General features: G+C 70.7%; 12 protein-coding genes. 4 read left to right on the top strand and 8 right to left on the bottom strand.

Annotated features, from left to right (window positions below; translation table 11 throughout):
- Positions 1–19: 19 nt before the first annotated feature.
- Positions 20–556: a hypothetical protein gene (locus KME80_RS06785; RefSeq protein WP_219501532.1), complete on the top strand. Its 537-nt coding sequence runs from the start codon at positions 20–22 to the stop codon at positions 554–556.
- Between the two features lie 142 nt (positions 557–698).
- On the opposite strand, the gene KME80_RS06780 is transcribed toward KME80_RS06785, so the two are convergent.
- Genes KME80_RS06780 through KME80_RS06770 form a run of 3 tightly spaced genes read right to left on the bottom strand, consistent with a single transcriptional unit; the run spans position 699 to position 7,780 of the window.
- Positions 699–2,261, bottom strand: coding sequence for a cellulase family glycosylhydrolase (locus tag KME80_RS06780; protein WP_219501530.1), 1,563 nt, complete (start codon positions 2,259–2,261; stop codon positions 699–701).
- Positions 2,262–2,318: 57 nt separating this feature from the next.
- Positions 2,319–4,817: a glycoside hydrolase family 9 protein gene (locus KME80_RS06775; protein ID WP_308125636.1), complete on the bottom strand. Its 2,499-nt coding sequence runs from the start codon at positions 4,815–4,817 to the stop codon at positions 2,319–2,321.
- Between the two features lie 11 nt (positions 4,818–4,828).
- Positions 4,829–7,780, bottom strand: coding sequence for a glycoside hydrolase family 48 protein (locus KME80_RS06770; RefSeq protein ID WP_308125635.1), 2,952 nt, complete (start codon positions 7,778–7,780; stop codon positions 4,829–4,831).
- Between the two features lie 267 nt (positions 7,781–8,047).
- Between KME80_RS06770 and KME80_RS52620 the strand changes: the two genes are divergently transcribed.
- Complete coding sequence (locus tag KME80_RS52620; RefSeq protein ID WP_308125634.1) at positions 8,048–10,399, top strand: glycoside hydrolase family 6 protein; 2,352 nt, start codon at positions 8,048–8,050, stop codon at positions 10,397–10,399.
- Positions 10,400–10,460: 61 nt separating this feature from the next.
- Here KME80_RS52620 and KME80_RS06760 read toward each other — a convergent pair whose 3' ends face one another.
- The 5 genes from KME80_RS06760 to KME80_RS06740 form a co-directional block, all read right to left on the bottom strand.
- Positions 10,461–10,859, bottom strand: a complete 399-nt coding sequence (locus KME80_RS06760) for a DnaJ family domain-containing protein (RefSeq protein WP_219501525.1) — start codon at positions 10,857–10,859, stop codon at positions 10,461–10,463.
- 16 nt (positions 10,860–10,875) lie between these two features.
- Positions 10,876–11,781 (bottom strand): dihydropteroate synthase, encoded by a 906-nt coding sequence (gene folP, locus KME80_RS06755; RefSeq protein WP_308125633.1) that lies wholly within the window; start codon positions 11,779–11,781, stop codon positions 10,876–10,878.
- A gap of 89 nt (positions 11,782–11,870) precedes the next feature.
- On the bottom strand, positions 11,871–12,335 hold the full coding sequence (locus KME80_RS06750) for an ATP-binding protein (RefSeq protein WP_219501523.1): 465 nt from the start codon (positions 12,333–12,335) through the stop codon (positions 11,871–11,873).
- 88 nt (positions 12,336–12,423) lie between these two features.
- Positions 12,424–13,476 (bottom strand): NAD-dependent epimerase/dehydratase family protein, encoded by a 1,053-nt coding sequence (locus tag KME80_RS06745; protein ID WP_219501521.1) that lies wholly within the window; start codon positions 13,474–13,476, stop codon positions 12,424–12,426.
- Positions 13,477–13,518: 42 nt separating this feature from the next.
- Positions 13,519–14,700, bottom strand: coding sequence for a zinc-dependent alcohol dehydrogenase (locus KME80_RS06740; RefSeq protein ID WP_219501519.1), 1,182 nt, complete (start codon positions 14,698–14,700; stop codon positions 13,519–13,521).
- A 211-nt stretch (positions 14,701–14,911) separates the two neighbouring features.
- Between KME80_RS06740 and KME80_RS06735 the strand changes: the two genes are divergently transcribed.
- Positions 14,912–15,961, top strand: coding sequence for a polyprenyl synthetase family protein (locus tag KME80_RS06735; protein ID WP_219501518.1), 1,050 nt, complete (start codon positions 14,912–14,914; stop codon positions 15,959–15,961).
- A gap of 107 nt (positions 15,962–16,068) precedes the next feature.
- A complete protein-coding gene (locus KME80_RS06730) occupies positions 16,069–17,481 on the top strand; it encodes a family 2B encapsulin nanocompartment shell protein (protein ID WP_219501516.1) in 1,413 nt (470 codons plus the stop codon).
- Positions 17,482–17,489: the final 8 nt, after the last annotated feature.

Genomic DNA, 17,489 nt, shown 5'->3' with positions numbered 1-17,489 from the left:
CATCGGGATGCTGGAAGACATGCGGAGGCCGCGGGCGCGGCGGGGACGGGTCATCGCCGTCACCGCCGTGGTCGTGGCCTCCGTCGCCGGGGCGGCGGTGGCGGCGAACCTGTGGCGGCCCGGGCTGCCGTCGCAGCTCAGGGAGCCGCTCGCCGCCCGGGTGACGGAGATCCTGGAGAAGTCGTCCCCGGCCGAGCACCACGAGCACGGCCACGAGTTCGGTGAGGACGCGGGGCGGGTCGTGTGCGCCGTCGAGCCGTTCGGCGTCGCGCCGGAGAACGCCGCCACCGTGTCCGAGGTGCGGTGGGTCTACGCCCGCCACATGTGCGCGATCACCGGCGCGGGCGCCGAGTGGGCGATGTCGGTGCGCGTGTCGGGCCCGCTGGCCGTGCGCCTGCACGACCCGGTCGAGGTACGGGTGCCGGAGCCCGGCGCCGGCTATCCGGAGCGGGTCAGGCTGGTCATCCCGCCGCGCCTGCACGAGGAGGCGTTCGCCGAGTTCGCCGATGACGAGGTGATCGAGGCGGCACGCCGGCGGTTCACCGAGGCGCGTTAGCGGGCAGGTCGAACGCGGCCGGCGAGAGGGGGAGGACTCTCCGGGCCGGCCGCGTTCACGCCATCCGGGCGGGATGGTGTCGTAGGGGCGGTTCACAGCAGGGGGACGGGCCTCACCTCCTCAGGGGGCGTGGTGCGGGGGTTCAGCCGGCGCAGGCGTAGCCGGAGGCCACGCTGGTCGAGCCGCTGGGCCGGCTGGCCTGGAAGCCGAACGAGGCCGGCAGCGAGGCGTTGTAGCCGAGGTTCCTGGCCGTCACCTTCTGCCCGTCGACCGTGACGGCGGCGTTCCAGGAGCCGACGATCGTGTGCCCGGCGGGCAGGGTGAACGTGACGGTCCAGCCGGAGCCGGTGCCGGTCACCGAAACGGGCGAGACCACGTACCCGTTGCCCCACTGGCTGCCGACGGTCGCGGTGACCTCGCAGTCGCCCTCGCCGCCGCCGGGGAGCGTGCTGAACGCGGTGGTGGGTGAGGGCGCCGACTGGTTGCCCGCCGCGTCCCTGGCCCGCACGTACACCGTGTAACCGGTGCCGGGGGTGAGCCCGGTCAGGCTGATCGACGGGGTGGCCGAGCTGCCGAGCAGGGCGCCGCCGCTGTCGTGGACGTCGTAGCGGGTGACGCCCACGTTGTCGGTGGAGGCGGTCCAGGTCAGCGTGGCGCCGGTGGTGGTGATGCCGGAGGCCGCCGGGGCGCCCGGGGCGGTGGGCGGGGTGGTGTCGTCCGGGCCGCCGCCGCCGTAGATCGCGGCCTCGCGGGCGGTGGCGGCGATGCCGTCGGCGCCGTTGAACAGCCGCTGGCCCCACGGGGTGAGCTGGTCGACGTCGAAGTTCGTCACCTGGTCGAGGTACTCGACGCCGCCGCCGTTGCCGCTCCACGACCAGCCGAGGTAGCCGAGGCCGCGGCTGACGGCCTGGGCCATGATCGTGTCCTCGTCGGGGTTGCCGTCGGAGTGGTTGTGCCCGAACTCGCCGACGACCAGCGGCAGCCCGGCGGTGCGGAAGGCGTCCATGTAGGAGGTGATCTCCGCTGCCGTGTCGAAGACGCCGTACATGTGGACGGAGAAGATCGTGTTCTTGTCCGGGTCGCTGTCGAAGACGGCCCGGGCGTTGTCGCGCATGGTGAACTGCCAGTCCTGGCCCCAGTTGGGGGCGTCCACCATGAGCGCGTGGTCGAAGCCGTTGGCGCGCAGCTTCTGGATGGCGGCCGTGGTGGCGGCGGCCCAGCCGGGGGTGACGGCGTTGTTGCCGACGGGCTCGTTGCCGATGTTGACGATGACGTAGTCTTCCTGGCCGACCAGGGCGCTCTTGACGCTGATCCAGTAGTCGGCGGCGGCGTCGAGGGTGACGGCGCCGCTCTGCTCGCCGTAGCCCGTCGTGTCGTGATTTTCCAGGATGCAGATGAGTTTGTTCTGCTTGCACAGGGACACGACGTTGGCCACGTCGGCGACGCCGTTGGCGGTCCAGCGCCCGCCGCTGAGCACCACGCGGACGGCGTTGGCGCCGAGCGACTTGATGTCGGCGAACGCCCGGGTCTGCGAGGTGTACCAGGTGTGGGCGTGGCTGGTGCCACGGATGACGAACTCCTGGCCGCCCTTCTCGACGATCTTCGTGCCGCTGACGTGCAGGCCGGTCGCGGCGTGGGCGGGAGAGGCGATCAGGACGACGGGGAGGAGCAGGAGTGCCGCCAGCGCGGCGAGCCGGGATCTCATGTGGTGCCTTTCGCTGGGAGGTCCCGCCCCCCACCGGGGAGGGCGGGACCCGGGTTCTCAGGCGGTGGTGCAGGTGATCGGGTCAGGGGTCGCCCCGCTGCCCGACGCGATGAAGCCGAAGGAGGCGGTCCCGCCGGGAGCGAGCGCGCCGTTCCATGCCTCGTTGCCGACGGTGAGCGTGCCGCCGGACTGGCTGTGCTTGCCGCCCCAGAGCTGGCTGACGGTGCCGGATTGCGCCCAGGAGACCGTCCAGCCGCCGATCGCCGACGTGCCGGCGTTCTTCACCGTCACCTCGGCCTGATAGCCGCCGCTCCAGGAGTTGACCAGCTTGTACGTCGCCGTGCAACCGCCGGTGGGCGGCGGCGTGTCGGTGGTGGCGAAGGACGTGCTCGCCGACGGCTCGGAGCTGTTGCCTGCGGCGTCCCTGGCCACCACGTGGACCGTGTACTCGGTGTCGGCGTCGAGCCCGGTCAGCTCGAAGGTCGTGCCCGGCGCGGTGCCCGCCTTCTCGCCGTCCAGGTAGACGTCGTAGCCGCTGACGCCGACGTTGTCGGTGGCCGCGGTCCACGACAGCCTGGCCGTGGAGCCGGTGATCGCGGAGACCGCCGGCTTGCCCGGAGCGCCGGGCGGGGTGTCGTCCTCCTCCTCGGGCCCCGGCGGGTTGCCCCAGATCTTGGTGGCGCCGCTGTAGAGCGTGATGTTGGAGGTACGGGCCGGCGTCGTGCCCGGCGTGGTCGGGATGCCCCGGTACGACCAGTCGTTGGCCGGGTCCCAGGTGCCCGCGCTGGCGATGCGGAACTGCACCTCACGGCGGTGCTGCGACTGCCCGGCGGGCGCGATGTCCTGCCCTGAGCAGTCGATGGCCGCATAGTAGGTGCTGCCGCCCGCCGCGTGCAGGGTCGGCGCCGCGCACTGGGTGTACGCCGACGACACCGTGATCTGCGACGCGGTGGTCGACCCGTCGAGCGTGAAGTAGTAGCGGAACGACCCGTCGGACAGCACCCGGGCGGGCCAGCCCGACTGGTTGCGCACGATGGCCTTGATCTCGGTGAAGTTCGTGCCGGAGGCGTTGACCCCGGCCTCCACGAAGATCTCCGGCCCGTCGGGCGTCTCGGCGACCGGGAAGCCCGCCGCCGGCGCGCCGCCGTACTCCTTGTAGAGCCGGGCGAGCGCGCTGGTGAAGCCCGCGTTGTAGTCGGTGGCGACCTCGTTCATCACGTAGTCGTCCCGCTTGTCGGTGTAGGCGTCGTCCGGGTCAGGCGGCCCGCCGACGAGCGCGCCGTACAGCGTGTGACGGCTTTCCACAGGTGTGGATATCTGGTCCGTCCACGAGCCGTGCGCGGTCCGGTGGTGCGGCGCCTTCGGCGGGTTGGTGCCGAACCCGACCACGTACGAGGAGTTGCGCGGATTGTCGCCGAGCGCGTAGTTGATCTGCCGCACCGCGAAGTCGTGGTAACGGGCCTTGCGCGTGGCGTCGCTGATCGAGTCGCTGTGCACGAGCGCCGCGAACGCCGTGTTGGCCGCGTACCGCAGCGACCCCCACCGGTCCAGCACCGCCTGGCCGCCCGGCGAGTAGCGCACCTTCGAGCCGTTCACGCCGACCGTCCACCAGTCGAGCCAGCGGTTGGCGTCGTCGAGGTACTTCTGCTTGCCGGTCAGCTTGTGCAGCAGCACGTAGGCGCCGTAGGACTTGTCGTCCCAGGCGATGGTCCACTTGTACGACTTGATGGAGGTCTGGGGCTCGGTGCCGAGGCTGTCGTAGGTCGACTCGGCCTTGGTCAGGAAAGCCGGGTCGTCGGTGGCCCTGTACAGCCAGATCGCGCCCCAGACCAGCTCATCGGTGAACCCGCTCCAGGAGTTGTAGTAACCCTGGGCGTCGGTGATGCACTCGCTGTACTTCTTCCTGACCGTGTCGGCGAAGGAGTACAGCTGCTTGGCATGCGTCACCAGCTTGTCCGCGTACGCGGGGTCGGTCGGCCGGAAGACGATCGAGGAGGCGGCCATCGCCGCCGCCGTCTCGCCCGCCAGGTCCGACCCGCCGCACGACGCGTCGATCTTGTACGCTGGCCGGTCCATCGCCATGGCCTCGGCCGGGCCCCACCAGGCGTGGTCCCTGCCGCCGTGGCCGACCTGGCCGTAGAGCGTGTTGGGCGACGGGTGCGCCTTGACGAAGTAGTCGTTGACGAACCTGAGGTTGTTGAGCAGATGGGTGAGCTGGCCGGAGGCGGCGTAGGCGTCGCGGTACTCGACCGCGCCCCAGGCCAGCATGGTGGCGGAGAACGCCATCGGGAAGCCGAACTTCACGTGGTCGCCGGCGTCGTACCAGCCACCGGTGAGGTCCAGGCCGACGTCCGCGCCGTCGTCGAGGCCCGAGTCGCCGCGCCAGTTGACGCGGTTCCAATCGGGCAGCTCGCCCGACTGCTGGGCCTCGTAGAACCAGAGCGACTTCTGCAGCGCCTCGCCGTACGCGAACGCCGGGGCGGCGGAGGCGGGCGGCGCGGCGACGATCAGGGGCACGGCGAGGGCCGCCGCCGCGACGGCGGCGACCCTCTTCACGAGCGGGTTGTTCACGGGAAGAGCCGTCCGAACTCCGCCAGGGCGACGGCCACGTCGACCTGCGCCCAGAAGCGGTGGTAGTTGAACGTGGGAGCCGGCCCGGTGCCGTCCAGGTAGGCCTTGACCTCGGGCCAGTCGGGGTCGTTCTCGTAGAAGGACCTGATCGACAGGAACGTCGAGTCCGAGTTGATCGGGTCGCCGTTCGGCATCGTGCCAGTCCAGCCCGCGGGCACGTGGACCGGGTCGTCGATACGCTGGTAGTCGGTCTTGGTCTCCTCGACCGAGACGCCCTTGTCGTCGCGGTTCTCCCACACGGCGTCGAGCAGCGCCTTGGCCGTGTCACGGGCCTCGGCGTGGTTCGCCCGGGCCGCGTAGTACATCAGCACCTTGGCGTAGGAGCCGGCCACGCCGACGTCCTGGGTGTGGTTGACGACCTCGACGTGCAGGTCGGGGTTGGCCGGCGGCATGCCGGACGTGGCGTTGAAGTTGCCCGCCGGCTGGCCGGTCCAGCGCAGCGTGGACGGGATCTGGTAGTCGCCGCCGGCGCCGACCGTGGTGTTGTCGAGCGCCCAGGCCACCCACTTGTCGAGCAGGGCCTTGGCGTCGGCGTTGCCGGTGACGTTGTACAGCTCGGCCACCCGCTCCATGGTCCACGCCTGGAAGCCGAACCACTGGTTCGACGGCGGGTCATGGTAGACCGGCTGCCAGTCGTAGGCCATGCCGTGGAACTTGGGCAGGTTCGCCGGAGGCGTGGCGTAGTGTCCGTTCCAGCTGTTGGTCGCGCCGCCGGCGATGGCGCCTTCGGCCGACTGCAGCCAGGTGTAGAACTGGAGCTGCCGGGTGAGGCTGGTGCTCCAGTCGGTGGCGCCGGTCGCGCTCTCCGGCCGCAGCTCGGCCACGTTCGACAGCGCCCAGGCCGCGAACGGGTTCTGATAGCCGGAGTGGTTGTGGCTGGAGCCGATCCGCCAGGCCCAGCCGGCGTTGGAGTCGGTCGCGCCGCCCCAGGCGTAGTACCAGGACAGCAGGTAGCTGGCGGAGTTCTTGCCGGTGCCGGCCGGGCACGACGGGCTGGTGCAGCCCGGCTGCTTGAAGTACTTGTCGTACATGGCGTAACGCAGGTAGTCGCCCATCTTGGCGGCCTTCTCCACGGTCGCGGAGATCTGGTCCGCCTTGCCCTGCGCCTTGGCCCAGGTCAGCGCCCAGTACGCCACCTGCACCGCGCGCGCGTCGGCGTCCGGGGCGTTGGTGTACTTCCACTGCTTGGCGTAGGAGGAGTCCTTGATGAACAGGTCCAGGTAGCCGTTGGTGCCGCCGTGCGCGAAGGTGTCGCAGGACGGCTGCGGGATCGTCTCGAAGACCGACTCCTCCGGGCCGCGCTGGTAGGTGTTGATGTAGGCGGGCTTGGTGGTGCCGTCGCCGCAGCGGCCGAAGCCGTAGGTGTTGTCCACGTCGAGCAGCCAGTGCATGCCGTAGACGTCACGGGTGCCGTACGCGGTCTGCAGCTCGTTGGCGATCGGGTCGGAGCCCACGCTGACGCCCTGGTCGATCTGCGACGGGTAGTTGCTGATCTCCAGGTGCTCGGCCGCGTACGTGGCCGGCTTGGCCGGGTTGTAGAAGGAGTTCGTCGGCTGGTCCCTGGTCGCCGGGATGATGTACGTCTCCATCGACTCCCAGGCGTCGTTGAACTTCGTCCAGTCGCCGGTCACCTGGCCGTAGACCGCCTCCAGCCACAGGTAGTAGCTGTAGGCCTCGGAGGTGGTCTCGTGCCCGTGGTCGGGCGCCTCGACCATGAACGTCTCCACCGAGTGGTACGGCACGCCCTCGGGCGAGAAGTAGCCGTTGGCGGGGTCGTGCAGGTCGTTGTACATCTCGGTGAAGCGCTGGATGTACTCGTTGTCGCCGCCGGGCAGGTCGTCGTCCGCCTCGGTGGCGGTGACGTCGACCGGGTCGTAGCCGGTGGCGCTCACCCTGAACACCGCGGTGCCGGCGGAGGTGTCGGCGTCGTCGGCGGCCGACAGCGTGACGGTCTGGGCGGTGTTCCAGTTGGCCGTGGTGAAGGTGCGGCCGGCCCCGGCGCTGACGGTCAGGTCGGCGTCACCGCTGGCCCGCGCGGTGTTCACGGTCACGCTCGCGGCCGGCTGGCGCGAGAGCTTGACGGAGAACGTGGCGGTGCCGGTCTCCGGTACGGCCACGGACTGCGGGCTCACGACGAGCGCCGGCGTGCTGTCGGAGCCGACGGTGATGCCGACGGGCGCGGAGTTCGTGGTGGCGCCGTCGTTGTCGGTGGCCCTGGCGGTGATCGAATAGCTGCCCGCGGCCACGTTCTGCCAGTTGTAGGTGTAGGGCGCGCTGGTGTCGGTGCCCAGCAGGGTGGAGCCCTGGTAGAAGTCGACCTTGGAGACCGTGCCGTCGGAGTCGGCGGCGGTCGCCGCGATCGGCACGGTGGCCGGGGCGGTGAACGTCTGGCCGGCCGTGGGCGAGGTCAGGGAGACCGTGGGCGCCTCGTTGTCGTCCTCGCCGCCGCAGGTGGTGCCGTTGATCGCGAACGAGGTGGGGGCCGGGTTGCTGCCGGTCCAGGAGCCGTTGAAGCCGATGGAGGTGCTGGCCCCGGTGGCGAGGGCGCCGTTCCACGGCATGTTCTTGGCGGTCACCCGGGTGCCCGACTGGCTCCAGGTGGCGCTCCAGCCCTGGTCGTACTTCTGTCCCGTGGTCGGGAAGTCGAAGGTCAGCGTCCAGTTCGTGAGCGGGTCGCCGAGGTTCTTGATGGCCACGCTGGCGGTGAAACCGCCCTGGTTCGAGCCGCTGTTCCACTGGTTGGCGGTGTAGGTCACCTCGCAGGCGACGGCCGCGCTGGCGGGGGTCTGGGCGAGCACCGTGGTGGTGCTCGCCACCAGGACCAGCGCCGCGGCCGCGGATAACCGCCTGGCCAGGCGCGTGAGGAAGGGGCGGGGTCTGTGACTCACGGTTTCTCCATGGGAGTAGGGGGGTGGGAGCGCTCCCATGCCGCATTGTGCGCTTCGGCGAGGAGGAGATGTCAACGAAATGGCGTCCGGGTGACGGCCGGATTTCCTCTCACCTGCCTGCGTGGCATGAAAGTTTCACGGTGCTTGCCTGGCATCGCGCGAGCGTGTGGCCCGCCGGGGCCTCGGCGGGCCACCGGTCGCTGTACACATTTGTGAATGGCCGCCCACTATGGGAGCGCTCCCACTCACCACAGGAGATGATGATCCGTGAAACTCCTACGCGGCCTTCGGAGATGGGCCGTCACCGCGACAGCCACCTGTGTCGCGGCCGCCGGTCTCGTCGCCGGGCAGACGACCGCCGCCCACGCCGCGGTCTCCTGCGACGTCGTGTACACCCCCAACTCGTGGACATCCAGCCCTGGTCAGGGAGGTTTCACCGCGAACCTCACGCTGAAGAACCTGGGCGACCCCCTCAACGGCTGGACGCTGGCCTTCGACTTCCCCACCACCACCCAGAAGTACACCCCCAGCGGGTGGGGCGCGGAGATCAGCCAGTCGGGCACCCGGGTCACCGCCAAGAACATGCCGTGGAACGGCGCCCTCGCCACCGGGGCCAGCACCACCATCGGCTTCAACGGCACCTGGTCCGGCACCAACCCCAACCCGACCACGTTCACCGTGAACGGCACCACCTGCGGCGGCCCCGGCGGTGAGACCCCCGCGGTCGTCACCTCCGCCAGCTCCGTCGCCGTCAACGAGGGCGGCACCGCCACCTTCACCGCCAAGCTGTCGGCCGCCCCCTCCTCGAACGTGACCGTCAGCACCTCGCGGACCAGCGGCGACGCCGACCTGAGCGTCACCTCCGGCGCCTCGCTCACCTTCACCCCGTCGAACTGGAACACCGCGCAGACGGTCACCCTGGCCGCCGCGCAGGACGCCGACACGACGGCGGGCACCGCGGTCTTCACCGTCGGCGGCACCGGCGTCACCTCGACCACGGTCAACGCCACCGAGGTCGACGACGACAGCACCCAGGAGCAGTCGCTCATCGTCACCCCGACGTCCGTGACCGTCCCCGAGGGCGCCACCGGCGCCTACACCGTCCGCCTGGCCACCCAGCCGTCCTCCGGCGTCACCGTCACCACGACGGCCGGCAGCGGCGACGCCGACCTCACCGTGAGCTCCGGCGCCTCCCTGTCGTTCAGCACGGCCAACTGGAGCACGCCGCAGACCGTGACCCTGGCCGCCGCCCAGGACTCCGACGAGGTCAACGGCACCCGGACGTTCACCGTCGCCTCCACCGGCCTGACCTCCCGCACGGTCACCGCCACCGAGGCCGACGACGACGGCGACACCACCCCCGTCCACGTCGAGAACCCGTACGCCGGAGCCACCGGCTACGTCAACCCGAGCTGGTCGACGAAGGCCGCCGCCGAGCCGGGCGGCGCCGCCATCGCCAACACCTCGACCGCCGTGTGGATGGACCGCATCGCCGCCATCGAGGGCCCCGGCGACGCCCTGGGCCTGCGTGAGCACATGGACGAGGCCGTGCGGCAGGACGCCGCCAACGGCGCCACGCCGCTGACCATCCAGGTCGTCGTCTACAACCTGCCCAACCGCGACTGCTCCGCCCTGGCCTCCAACGGCGAGCTCCGCATCTCCGAGAACGGCTTCAACCGCTACAAGGCCGAGTACATCGACCCGATCGCCGACATCCTCGACGACCCGCAGTACGCCAACCTGCGCATCGTCACGATCATCGAGCCCGACTCGCTGCCCAACCTGGTGACCAACATCAACACCTTCGCCGACTGCCGCGAGGCCAACGGCCCCGGCGGCTACGTCGACGGCGTCCGCTACGCGCTCGACAAGCTGCACGCGATCACCAACGTCTACACCTACGTCGACGCCGCCCACCACGCCTGGCTCGGCTGGGACTCGAACTTCCAGCCGTCGGTCGACCTGTTCCACCGCACCGTCACCGGCACCGCGGCGGGCGTGGACAGCGTGGACGGCTTCATCGTCAACACCGCCAACTACTCCGCGCTCAAGGAGCCGCACTTCACCATCAACACGACGGTGAACGGCACCACGGTCCGCCAGTCCAAGTGGGTCGACTGGAACTACTACGTCGACGAGCACACCTTCGCCACCGCCCTGCGCAACGCCCTGATCGCCAAGGGCTTCCGCTCCGGGCTCGGCATGCTCGTCGACACCTCGCGCAACGGCTGGGGCGGCAGCGCCCGCCCGTCCGGCCCGAGCACCGCGACCAACGTGGACACCTTCGTCAACGAGTCGCGCGTCGACCGCCGCCTGCACGCCGGCAACTGGTGCAACCAGAGCGGCGCGGGCATCGGGATGCGGCCGACGGCCAACCCCGAGCCGGGCTTCGACGCCTACGTGTGGATCAAGCCTCCGGGCGAGTCGGACGGCTCCAGCAAGGAGATCCCGAACACCGAGGGCAAGAGGTTCGACCGGATGTGCGACCCGACCTACACCGGCAACGACCTCAACGGTCACAACATGTCCGGCGCGCTCGCTGACGCGCCGATCTCCGGCCAGTGGTTCTCGGCCCAGTTCCGCCAGCTCGTGCAGAACGCCTACCCGCCGCTGTCCTAACCCCTGATCACAGGGCCCAGGCCGCCGGATCAACCCCCGGCCTGGGCCCTGTAACCATGTGTCAGCCCCTGCTGCGCCACTCCGACACGATCCGCTCGACGTCGTACGGGACGAGGTTGTGCGGCGGGCCGGACAGCCCGGTCCTGATGGCCTCGCGGATCCGGTCGTTGATCTCGTCGACGATCAGCCGGACCTCCCCCTCGGACCTGGCCTCGGCGGCGGCCGCGAGCGCCTGTTCGGCGTCCTTGCGCAGTTGCAGGCTCGGCGGGAGCGGCATCGACAGCCCCTCGCTCTCCAGCTTCTGCTTGATCCACCAGTGCTCGTCGTACGGCTTGTCGGCCCCGGGGAGCGGCTTGCCGGCGCCCGGCAGGTCGTCGAACTCGCCGCGTTCCTGGGCTTCCCTGATCTGCCGGTCCACCCAGCTCTCGAACTGCATCCCGCCCGGCTTGCGCTCGGTCACCCCTGGTCCCTTCTCCCTACGCGAGGTTGTGGTGCGGGGCGGCGGGCTGCCGCCAGCCCAGCATCGCCTCGGTCATCCGCACGGACGCCACGGTCGCGGGCACGTCGTGCACCCGGACGATCCGCGCCCCGCGCAGGATCGCCATCACGTTGGCGGCGATGGTGCCCTCGGTCCGCTCCCCCTGCGGGCGGCCGATGCTCTCCCCGATGAAGTCCTTGTTGGACAGCGCCACCAGCAGCGGGTAGCCGACGGCGGCGACCTCGTCCAGCCGGCGCATCAGCTCCAGCGAGTGGTAGGTGTTCTTGTTGAGGTCGTGGCCCGGGTCGATGACGATGCGGTCGGGGGCGATCCCCGCCGCCAGCGCGGCCTCCACCCGCTCGCGCAGGTAGGCGGTGACGTCGGTGACGATGTCGGCGTAGTCGGGCCTGAACACCCGGCGCCCCGGCCCGCCCAGGCTGTGGGTGACGACCACGGTGACGCCGGTGCGGGCGGCGACCTCGGCGATGCCGGGCTCGCGCAGCCCGTTGGTGTCGTTGAGCACGTCGGCGCCCGCGGCGATCGCGGCCTCGGCGACGGCCGCGCGGTGGGTGTCGACGCTGATCACGGCGTCGGTGACGCGCCGCACCTCGGAGATCACCGGCACGACGCGGTCGATCTCCTCCTCGACGCCGATCTCGGCCTGGGCGGCGCTGAAGGCGAACCCGCCGATGTCGACCCAGTCGGCGCCCTGCTCGACCGCTCGCGACGCCGCCTCGACGGCCCGTTCGAGGGCGAAGGTCCGGCCCTGGTCGTGGAAGGAGTTGGGGGTGCGGTTGACGATCGCCATGATCGCCACCTGTCGCCGGAAGTCGAACTCGCGCCGCCCGATCCGCCGCACCGGGTGGGACATCTCGGGCGGGGCAGTGCTCACTCCACCGGTCACGACACCATCCCCTTACGAGCTCGGGCCACCTGCTTGGCAGCCTACCTTCCGGGGAGGCCGGGCTTCCGGCCGTGTCGGGCGGTGAAATGTCAGGCGGTGAAGCGCATGCGGTGGCTGTCGGTGCCGACGCGGATGCGCCTCATCCGGGGGCGGGACGCGCACGGGCGCCGGGGCAGGCGCATGGCGAGATCGACGACGGTTCCGCAGGGACCGGTGTGGAAGTCGGCGTCGTCGCACAGCCGTTTGATCAGGAAGATGCCGCGGCCGGTGCCAGAGGTGTCGGGCGGGCGGTGACGGCCCTCGACGTAGCCGTTGGGGATGCCGGAGCCCCGGTCCGCGGTCTGGGCGCGCAGGACGCCGTCGGCCGTCCACAGTCTGAGCGTGCCGTGCCCGCCGGCGTGCGTCACGACGTTGATGACGCTCTCGTGAACGGCGAGGACGAAGTCCTCAAGCCTCGGGCCGGCCAGTCCGGCCCCTGATGCGTGCCGGGCGACGGCCTGCCGGATTCCGGTGACCTCCCGGCGGCTGATGGGCTGGGTCATGAGCGTGCGCATGGCAGCAGCTTCCTAGCGACGTTCCTCGTCATCGGCGGGCCGCGCTTCTGGACCTCACAAGGCTCCCCACTGCCCTGACAGCCGGGCTTCACACCTTCGACCGCCCGCCGATCCCGGTGGCGAACTCACGCAGCCGCCTCGGCGCGCTGTCGGGGGCGAGCGGCGCGGTGTCCATGCCGGCGCCGTCGTGCAGGCCCTCCAGCAGCGCCTTGATCGCGTCGGGCGCCGAGTGCCTGGGCGTCCAGCCGAGCACGTGGCGGGCGCGGTCCACGTTCATCAGCGGGATGCGCAGCGCCAGCTCCAGCAGGCCGGGCGCGGCGGGGATGAGCCGCAGGTGCCAGCCGGCGGCGACGGCGGCCCGCGCGACCCCGGCCGGGATCGGCACGGTCCTGGCGCCGAGCAGCTCGGCGAGCTCGGCCGGGCCGAGCACCGGCTCGGCGGCCAGGTTGAACGCGCCGGTGACGGGCTTGGTGACGGCCAGGCGGTAGGCCTCGGCGGCGTCGTCGGCGTGCAGGATCTGCATCTTGAGCCCGGGGATGTCGGGCACGAACGGGATCCGGCCCGCCCTGACCAGCCTGCGCGGCAGCAGCGGCCCGGCGAACAGCCTGCGCTGCTCGGTCGCCGCCTGCCGCTGGAAGATGAAGCCCGGCCGCATCCGCACCACCCGGACGCCCGGGTTGTCGTGCTCGAACACGTCCAGCACCCGCTCCACGTACGCCTTCTCGCGCCCGTACGCGGCCCCCGGGTAGCCGTGGGTGGGCCAGGTCTCGTCGACCCGCACCTCCTTCGGGCCGGGCGAGTACGCGCCGACGGATGAGGCGTGGACCAGCGCGGGCACGCCCGCCTGGGCGACGGCCTGGAAGACCCGCATGCTGCCGAGCACGTTGGCCCGCCAGGTCGCGGTGGCGTCGCGGGTCGGCTGGAACAGCCAGGCCAGGTGCACGACCGCGGCGGCGCCGTCGAAGATCTGCGCGAGATCGCTGGTGACGACGTCCGCCTTGACCCATTCGGTGCGGCCGGGACGCCAGCCGGGCAGCCTGCGGGCGACGCCGACGATGGACGTCACGCTCTCGTCGGCTTCCAGGGCCCGGATCACGCTCGTGCCGACGTTGCCCGTCGCACCCACCACCACGACTCTCATGGCGCACCGCCTGCCCCGTCAGAAAGGGACGAAACGCGCTGGTCAGGGTTCGATCAGCACCTTGATCGCGCCGTCCCGCTTCTTCTGGAACATCTCGTACGCCTCCGGCGCCCGCTGCAACGGGACCCGGTGCGTGGCCAGGTCCATCACGCCGAGCGGATCGGCGTCGTCGGTGACCAGCGGCATCAGCGCGCCGACCCACCGCCTGACGTGCGCCTGGCCCATCCGCAGCGAGATGCCCTTGTCGAACATGCGCAGCATCGGCATCGGGTCGGTCATACCGCCGTAGACGCCGATGACGGAGATCACGCCGCCGCGCCGTACGGTGTCGATGGCCTGGTTGAGTGCGGCGAGGCGGTCCACGCCCGCGTGGCTCATGAGCTGGGCGGCCAGCGCGTCGGGCAGCGCGCCCGTCATCGTCTGGGCCAGCTTGGCGGCGGGCGAGCCGTGCGCCTCCATGCCGACGGCGTCGATCACCGAGTCGGTGCCGCGCCCCGAGGTGAGCTGCCTGACCGCCTCCGGCACGTCGGTGGTCTCGCTCGCGTCGACGACCTCGACGCCGTGTCGGCGGGCCATCTCCAGCCGCTCGGGCACGCCGTCGACGCCGATGACCCGGTGGCCGAGGTGGCGGGCGATGCGGGCGCACATCTGGCCGATGGGGCCGAGCCCGAAGACCGTGAGGCTGCCCCCGTCGGGCAGGTGCGCGTACTGGACGGCCTGCCAGGCGGTGGGCAGCACGTCCGACAGGTAGACGAACCGCTCGTCGGGCGGCCCGTTCGGCACCTTGATCGGGCCGAACTGGGCCTGCGGCACCCGCAGGTACTCGGCCTGGCCGCCCGGCACCTGGCCGTACAGCTTGGTGTAGCCGAACAGCGCGGCGCCCATGCCGTGCTCGCGGACCTGGGTGGTCTCGCACTGGGCGTACAGCTCCATGCCGCACATGTGGCAGTGGCCGCAGGAGATGTTGAACGGGATCACCACCCGGTCGCCCGGCCTGAGCGTGGTGACCTGCGAGCCGACCTCCTCGACGATGCCCATCGGCTCGTGGCCGAGGATGTCGCCCTGGGTCATGAACGGCCCGAGCACCTCGTACAGGTGCAGGTCGGAGCCGCACAGGCCGGTCGTGGTGACCTTGATGACGGCGTCGTTCGGTTCCTTGATCTGCGGGTCGGGGACGTCCTCGACCCGGACGTCGCGCTTGCCGTGCCAGGTGACGGCCTTCATGGCAACTCCTCAGGATCGGCTTCACGAGCCGCATACCCCCACAAAGCACCCCTAGGCCGGGGAGCGCGAATCGCCTCCAGGTGTCATGACAAACCCTCGGACCAGGCGTTCTTCAGTCCGGAAAAACTCCATCCGGTAAACATGCTTTACACCCTCCGTATTCGGTGAGTAACTACTGGTAGCGAACGGTAGACAGAAGGAGCCCGGCACCATGACGGTGAGCTTCACCCCCAACTTGCTGGGGCCGCGGATCGACGACCGCCTGATCGGCTTCCTCGACGAGTGGCAGGCGCCGGTCTCGGACCCGGACGTGGTGGCGGCCTACCGGTTGCTCGTCGAGTTCATCCTGGGCGGCGGCAAGCGCATCCGCCCGCAGCTGTGCTACTGGGGGTGGCGGGGAGCCGGCGGCGACGACTGCGACGAGATCATCAGCGCGGCGGCCGCCCTTGAGCTGTGCCACGCGGGCCTGCTCATCCACGACGACATCATGGACGGCAGCGATCTGCGCCGCGGCCAGGCCACGGTCCACCGCAGCCTGGCCCGGCTGCACTCCGGGCCCGGCGCCGAGGCGTTCGGCCGGGCGGGCGGCATCCTGCTCGGCACGCTCAGCCTCGCCTGGTCCGACACGCTGCTGTCGTCGTGCGGGGTGGAGCCCGTCCGGCTGCGGGCGGCCCACCACCTGTTCGACACGATGCGCACCGAGGTCATCAGCGGCCAGTATCTGGACATCCTCGCCCAGCTCCGGGCCGGCGTCAGCGTCGAGCAGGCGCTGACCACGATCCGCTACAAGACGGCCAAGTACACCGTGGAGCGGCCGCTGCAGATCGGCGGCGCGCTCGCCGGGGCCGAGGCCGGTCTGCTGCGCGCCTACTCGGAGTTCGGGGTGCCGCTGGGCGAGGCGTTCCAGCTGCGTGACGACGTGCTCGGCATGTTCGGCTCGTCGGGCGAGACCGGCAAGTCGGCGCTCGACGACCTGCGCGAGGGCAAGCAGACCGTCCTCTACGCGCACGCCGTCCAGCGGGCCACGCCCGCCCAGCTCGCCTACCTGCGCGCCTGGCACGGCAACCCCGACCTGACCGAGGAGCACGCCGCCGAGGTGTGCCAGATCATGACCGACACCGGCGCGCTCGCCGAGGTCGAGTCGATGATCGACGATCGGGTCCGCACCGCGGTCCGCGTCCTCGACGCCACGGCCATCGAGGCCGAGGCCCGCGTCGCGCTCACCGTCCTGGCAGCCGAGCTGGCGCACCGCGACAGCTAGACCGGCCCCGGGCACGGCGGGCGCTTCGTGCTGCCCACTGACGGTCACCGACCGTAACTGAACTTTCCTCTCAGTAACGTCCAACCTTCTCCTGATTGGTGGAGCACGTGACAGAAACGACAGAATCGACCGCACCGGTCAACGGCAACGGGCACCAGCTCAGCCTGAGCACCGACGCCGCGCGCAACCTGGCGACGACCACCAAGACCGCGCCCCAGATGCAGGAGATCACCTCCCGGTGGCTGCTCAAGCTGCTGCCCTGGGTGCAGACCTCCGGTGGCGTCTACCGGGTCAACCGCCGCCTGACCTACACGCTGGGCGACGGCCGCATCACCTTCAGCACCACCGGCTCGGAGGTCCGGGTCGTCCCCGCCGAACTGTCCGAACTGCCCATGCTGCGCGGCTACGACGACATCGAGGTCCTCGAAGCGCTCGCCTACCGCTTCGCCCAGCGGGAGGTCGAGCCCGGCGAGGAGATCGTGCGTGAGGACGAGCCGGTCGACCAGCTCGTGCTCATCGCGCACGGACGTGTCGGCAAGGAGGCCCAGGGCGCCTACGGCGACACGCAGAACCTGGGCGTGCTCGCCGACGGCGACTACCTCGGCGAGCAGTTGCTGTCCGGCGGCGGCCAATGGGAGTTCTCCGCCAAGGCGAAGACCGCCACCACCGTGCTGACGCTGTCGCGGGAGGACTTCCAGCAACTGCTGGACCGCTCGCCAAGCCTGCGCGAGCACCTGGAGGCGTGGCAGGCGGCCAGCGATCGGGCCAGCAACGACTACGGCGAGGCCGCGATCGACATGTCGTCCGGGCACAGCGGCGAGCCCGTGCTGCCCGGCACGTTCGTCGACTACGAGCTGAGCCCGCGTGAATACGAGCTGAGCGTCGCCCAGACCGTCCTGCGCGTGCACAGCCGGGTCTCCGACCTCTACAACCAGCCGATGAACCAGCTCGACCAGCAGCTCAGGCTGACCGTCGAGGCGCTGCGCGAGCGACAGGAGGACGAGCTGATCAACAACCGCGAGTTCGGCCTGCTGCACAACGCCGACTTCAGCCAGCGGGTGCGCACCCGCACCGGCCCGCCCACCCCCGACGACATGGACGACCTGCTGGCGAAGGTGTGGAAGGAGCCGGCGTTCTTCCTGGCCCACCCGCAGACCATCGCCGCCTTCGGCCGGGAGTGCAGCAAGCGCGGCCTCTACCCGCAGTCGAGCGAGGTCAACGGCCACCGGGTGCCCGCCTGGCGGGGCGTGCCGATCTTCCCGTGCAACAAGATCCCGGTCTCCGGCCGGCGCACCAGCTCCGTGCTGCTCATGCGCACCGGCCAGGAGAACCAGGGCGTGGTCGGCCTGCACCAGACCGGCATCCCCGACGAGTACCAGCCGAGCCTGTCGGTCAGGTTCATGAACATCAACGAGAAGGCCGTCGTGTCCTACCTGGTCAGCGCCTACTACTCGGTCGCCGTCCTGGTGCCCGACGCGCTGGCCGTGCTGGAGGACGTCGAGATCGGGCGCGAGGACTAACAGAGCAT

This window comes from Nonomuraea ceibae, assembly GCF_019396325.1.
Taxonomy (GTDB): Bacteria; Actinomycetota; Actinomycetes; order Streptosporangiales; family Streptosporangiaceae; genus Nonomuraea; species Nonomuraea ceibae.
Note: the sequence above shows the minus strand (reverse complement) of the source record. Positions and strands in the feature narration are given on the sequence as shown.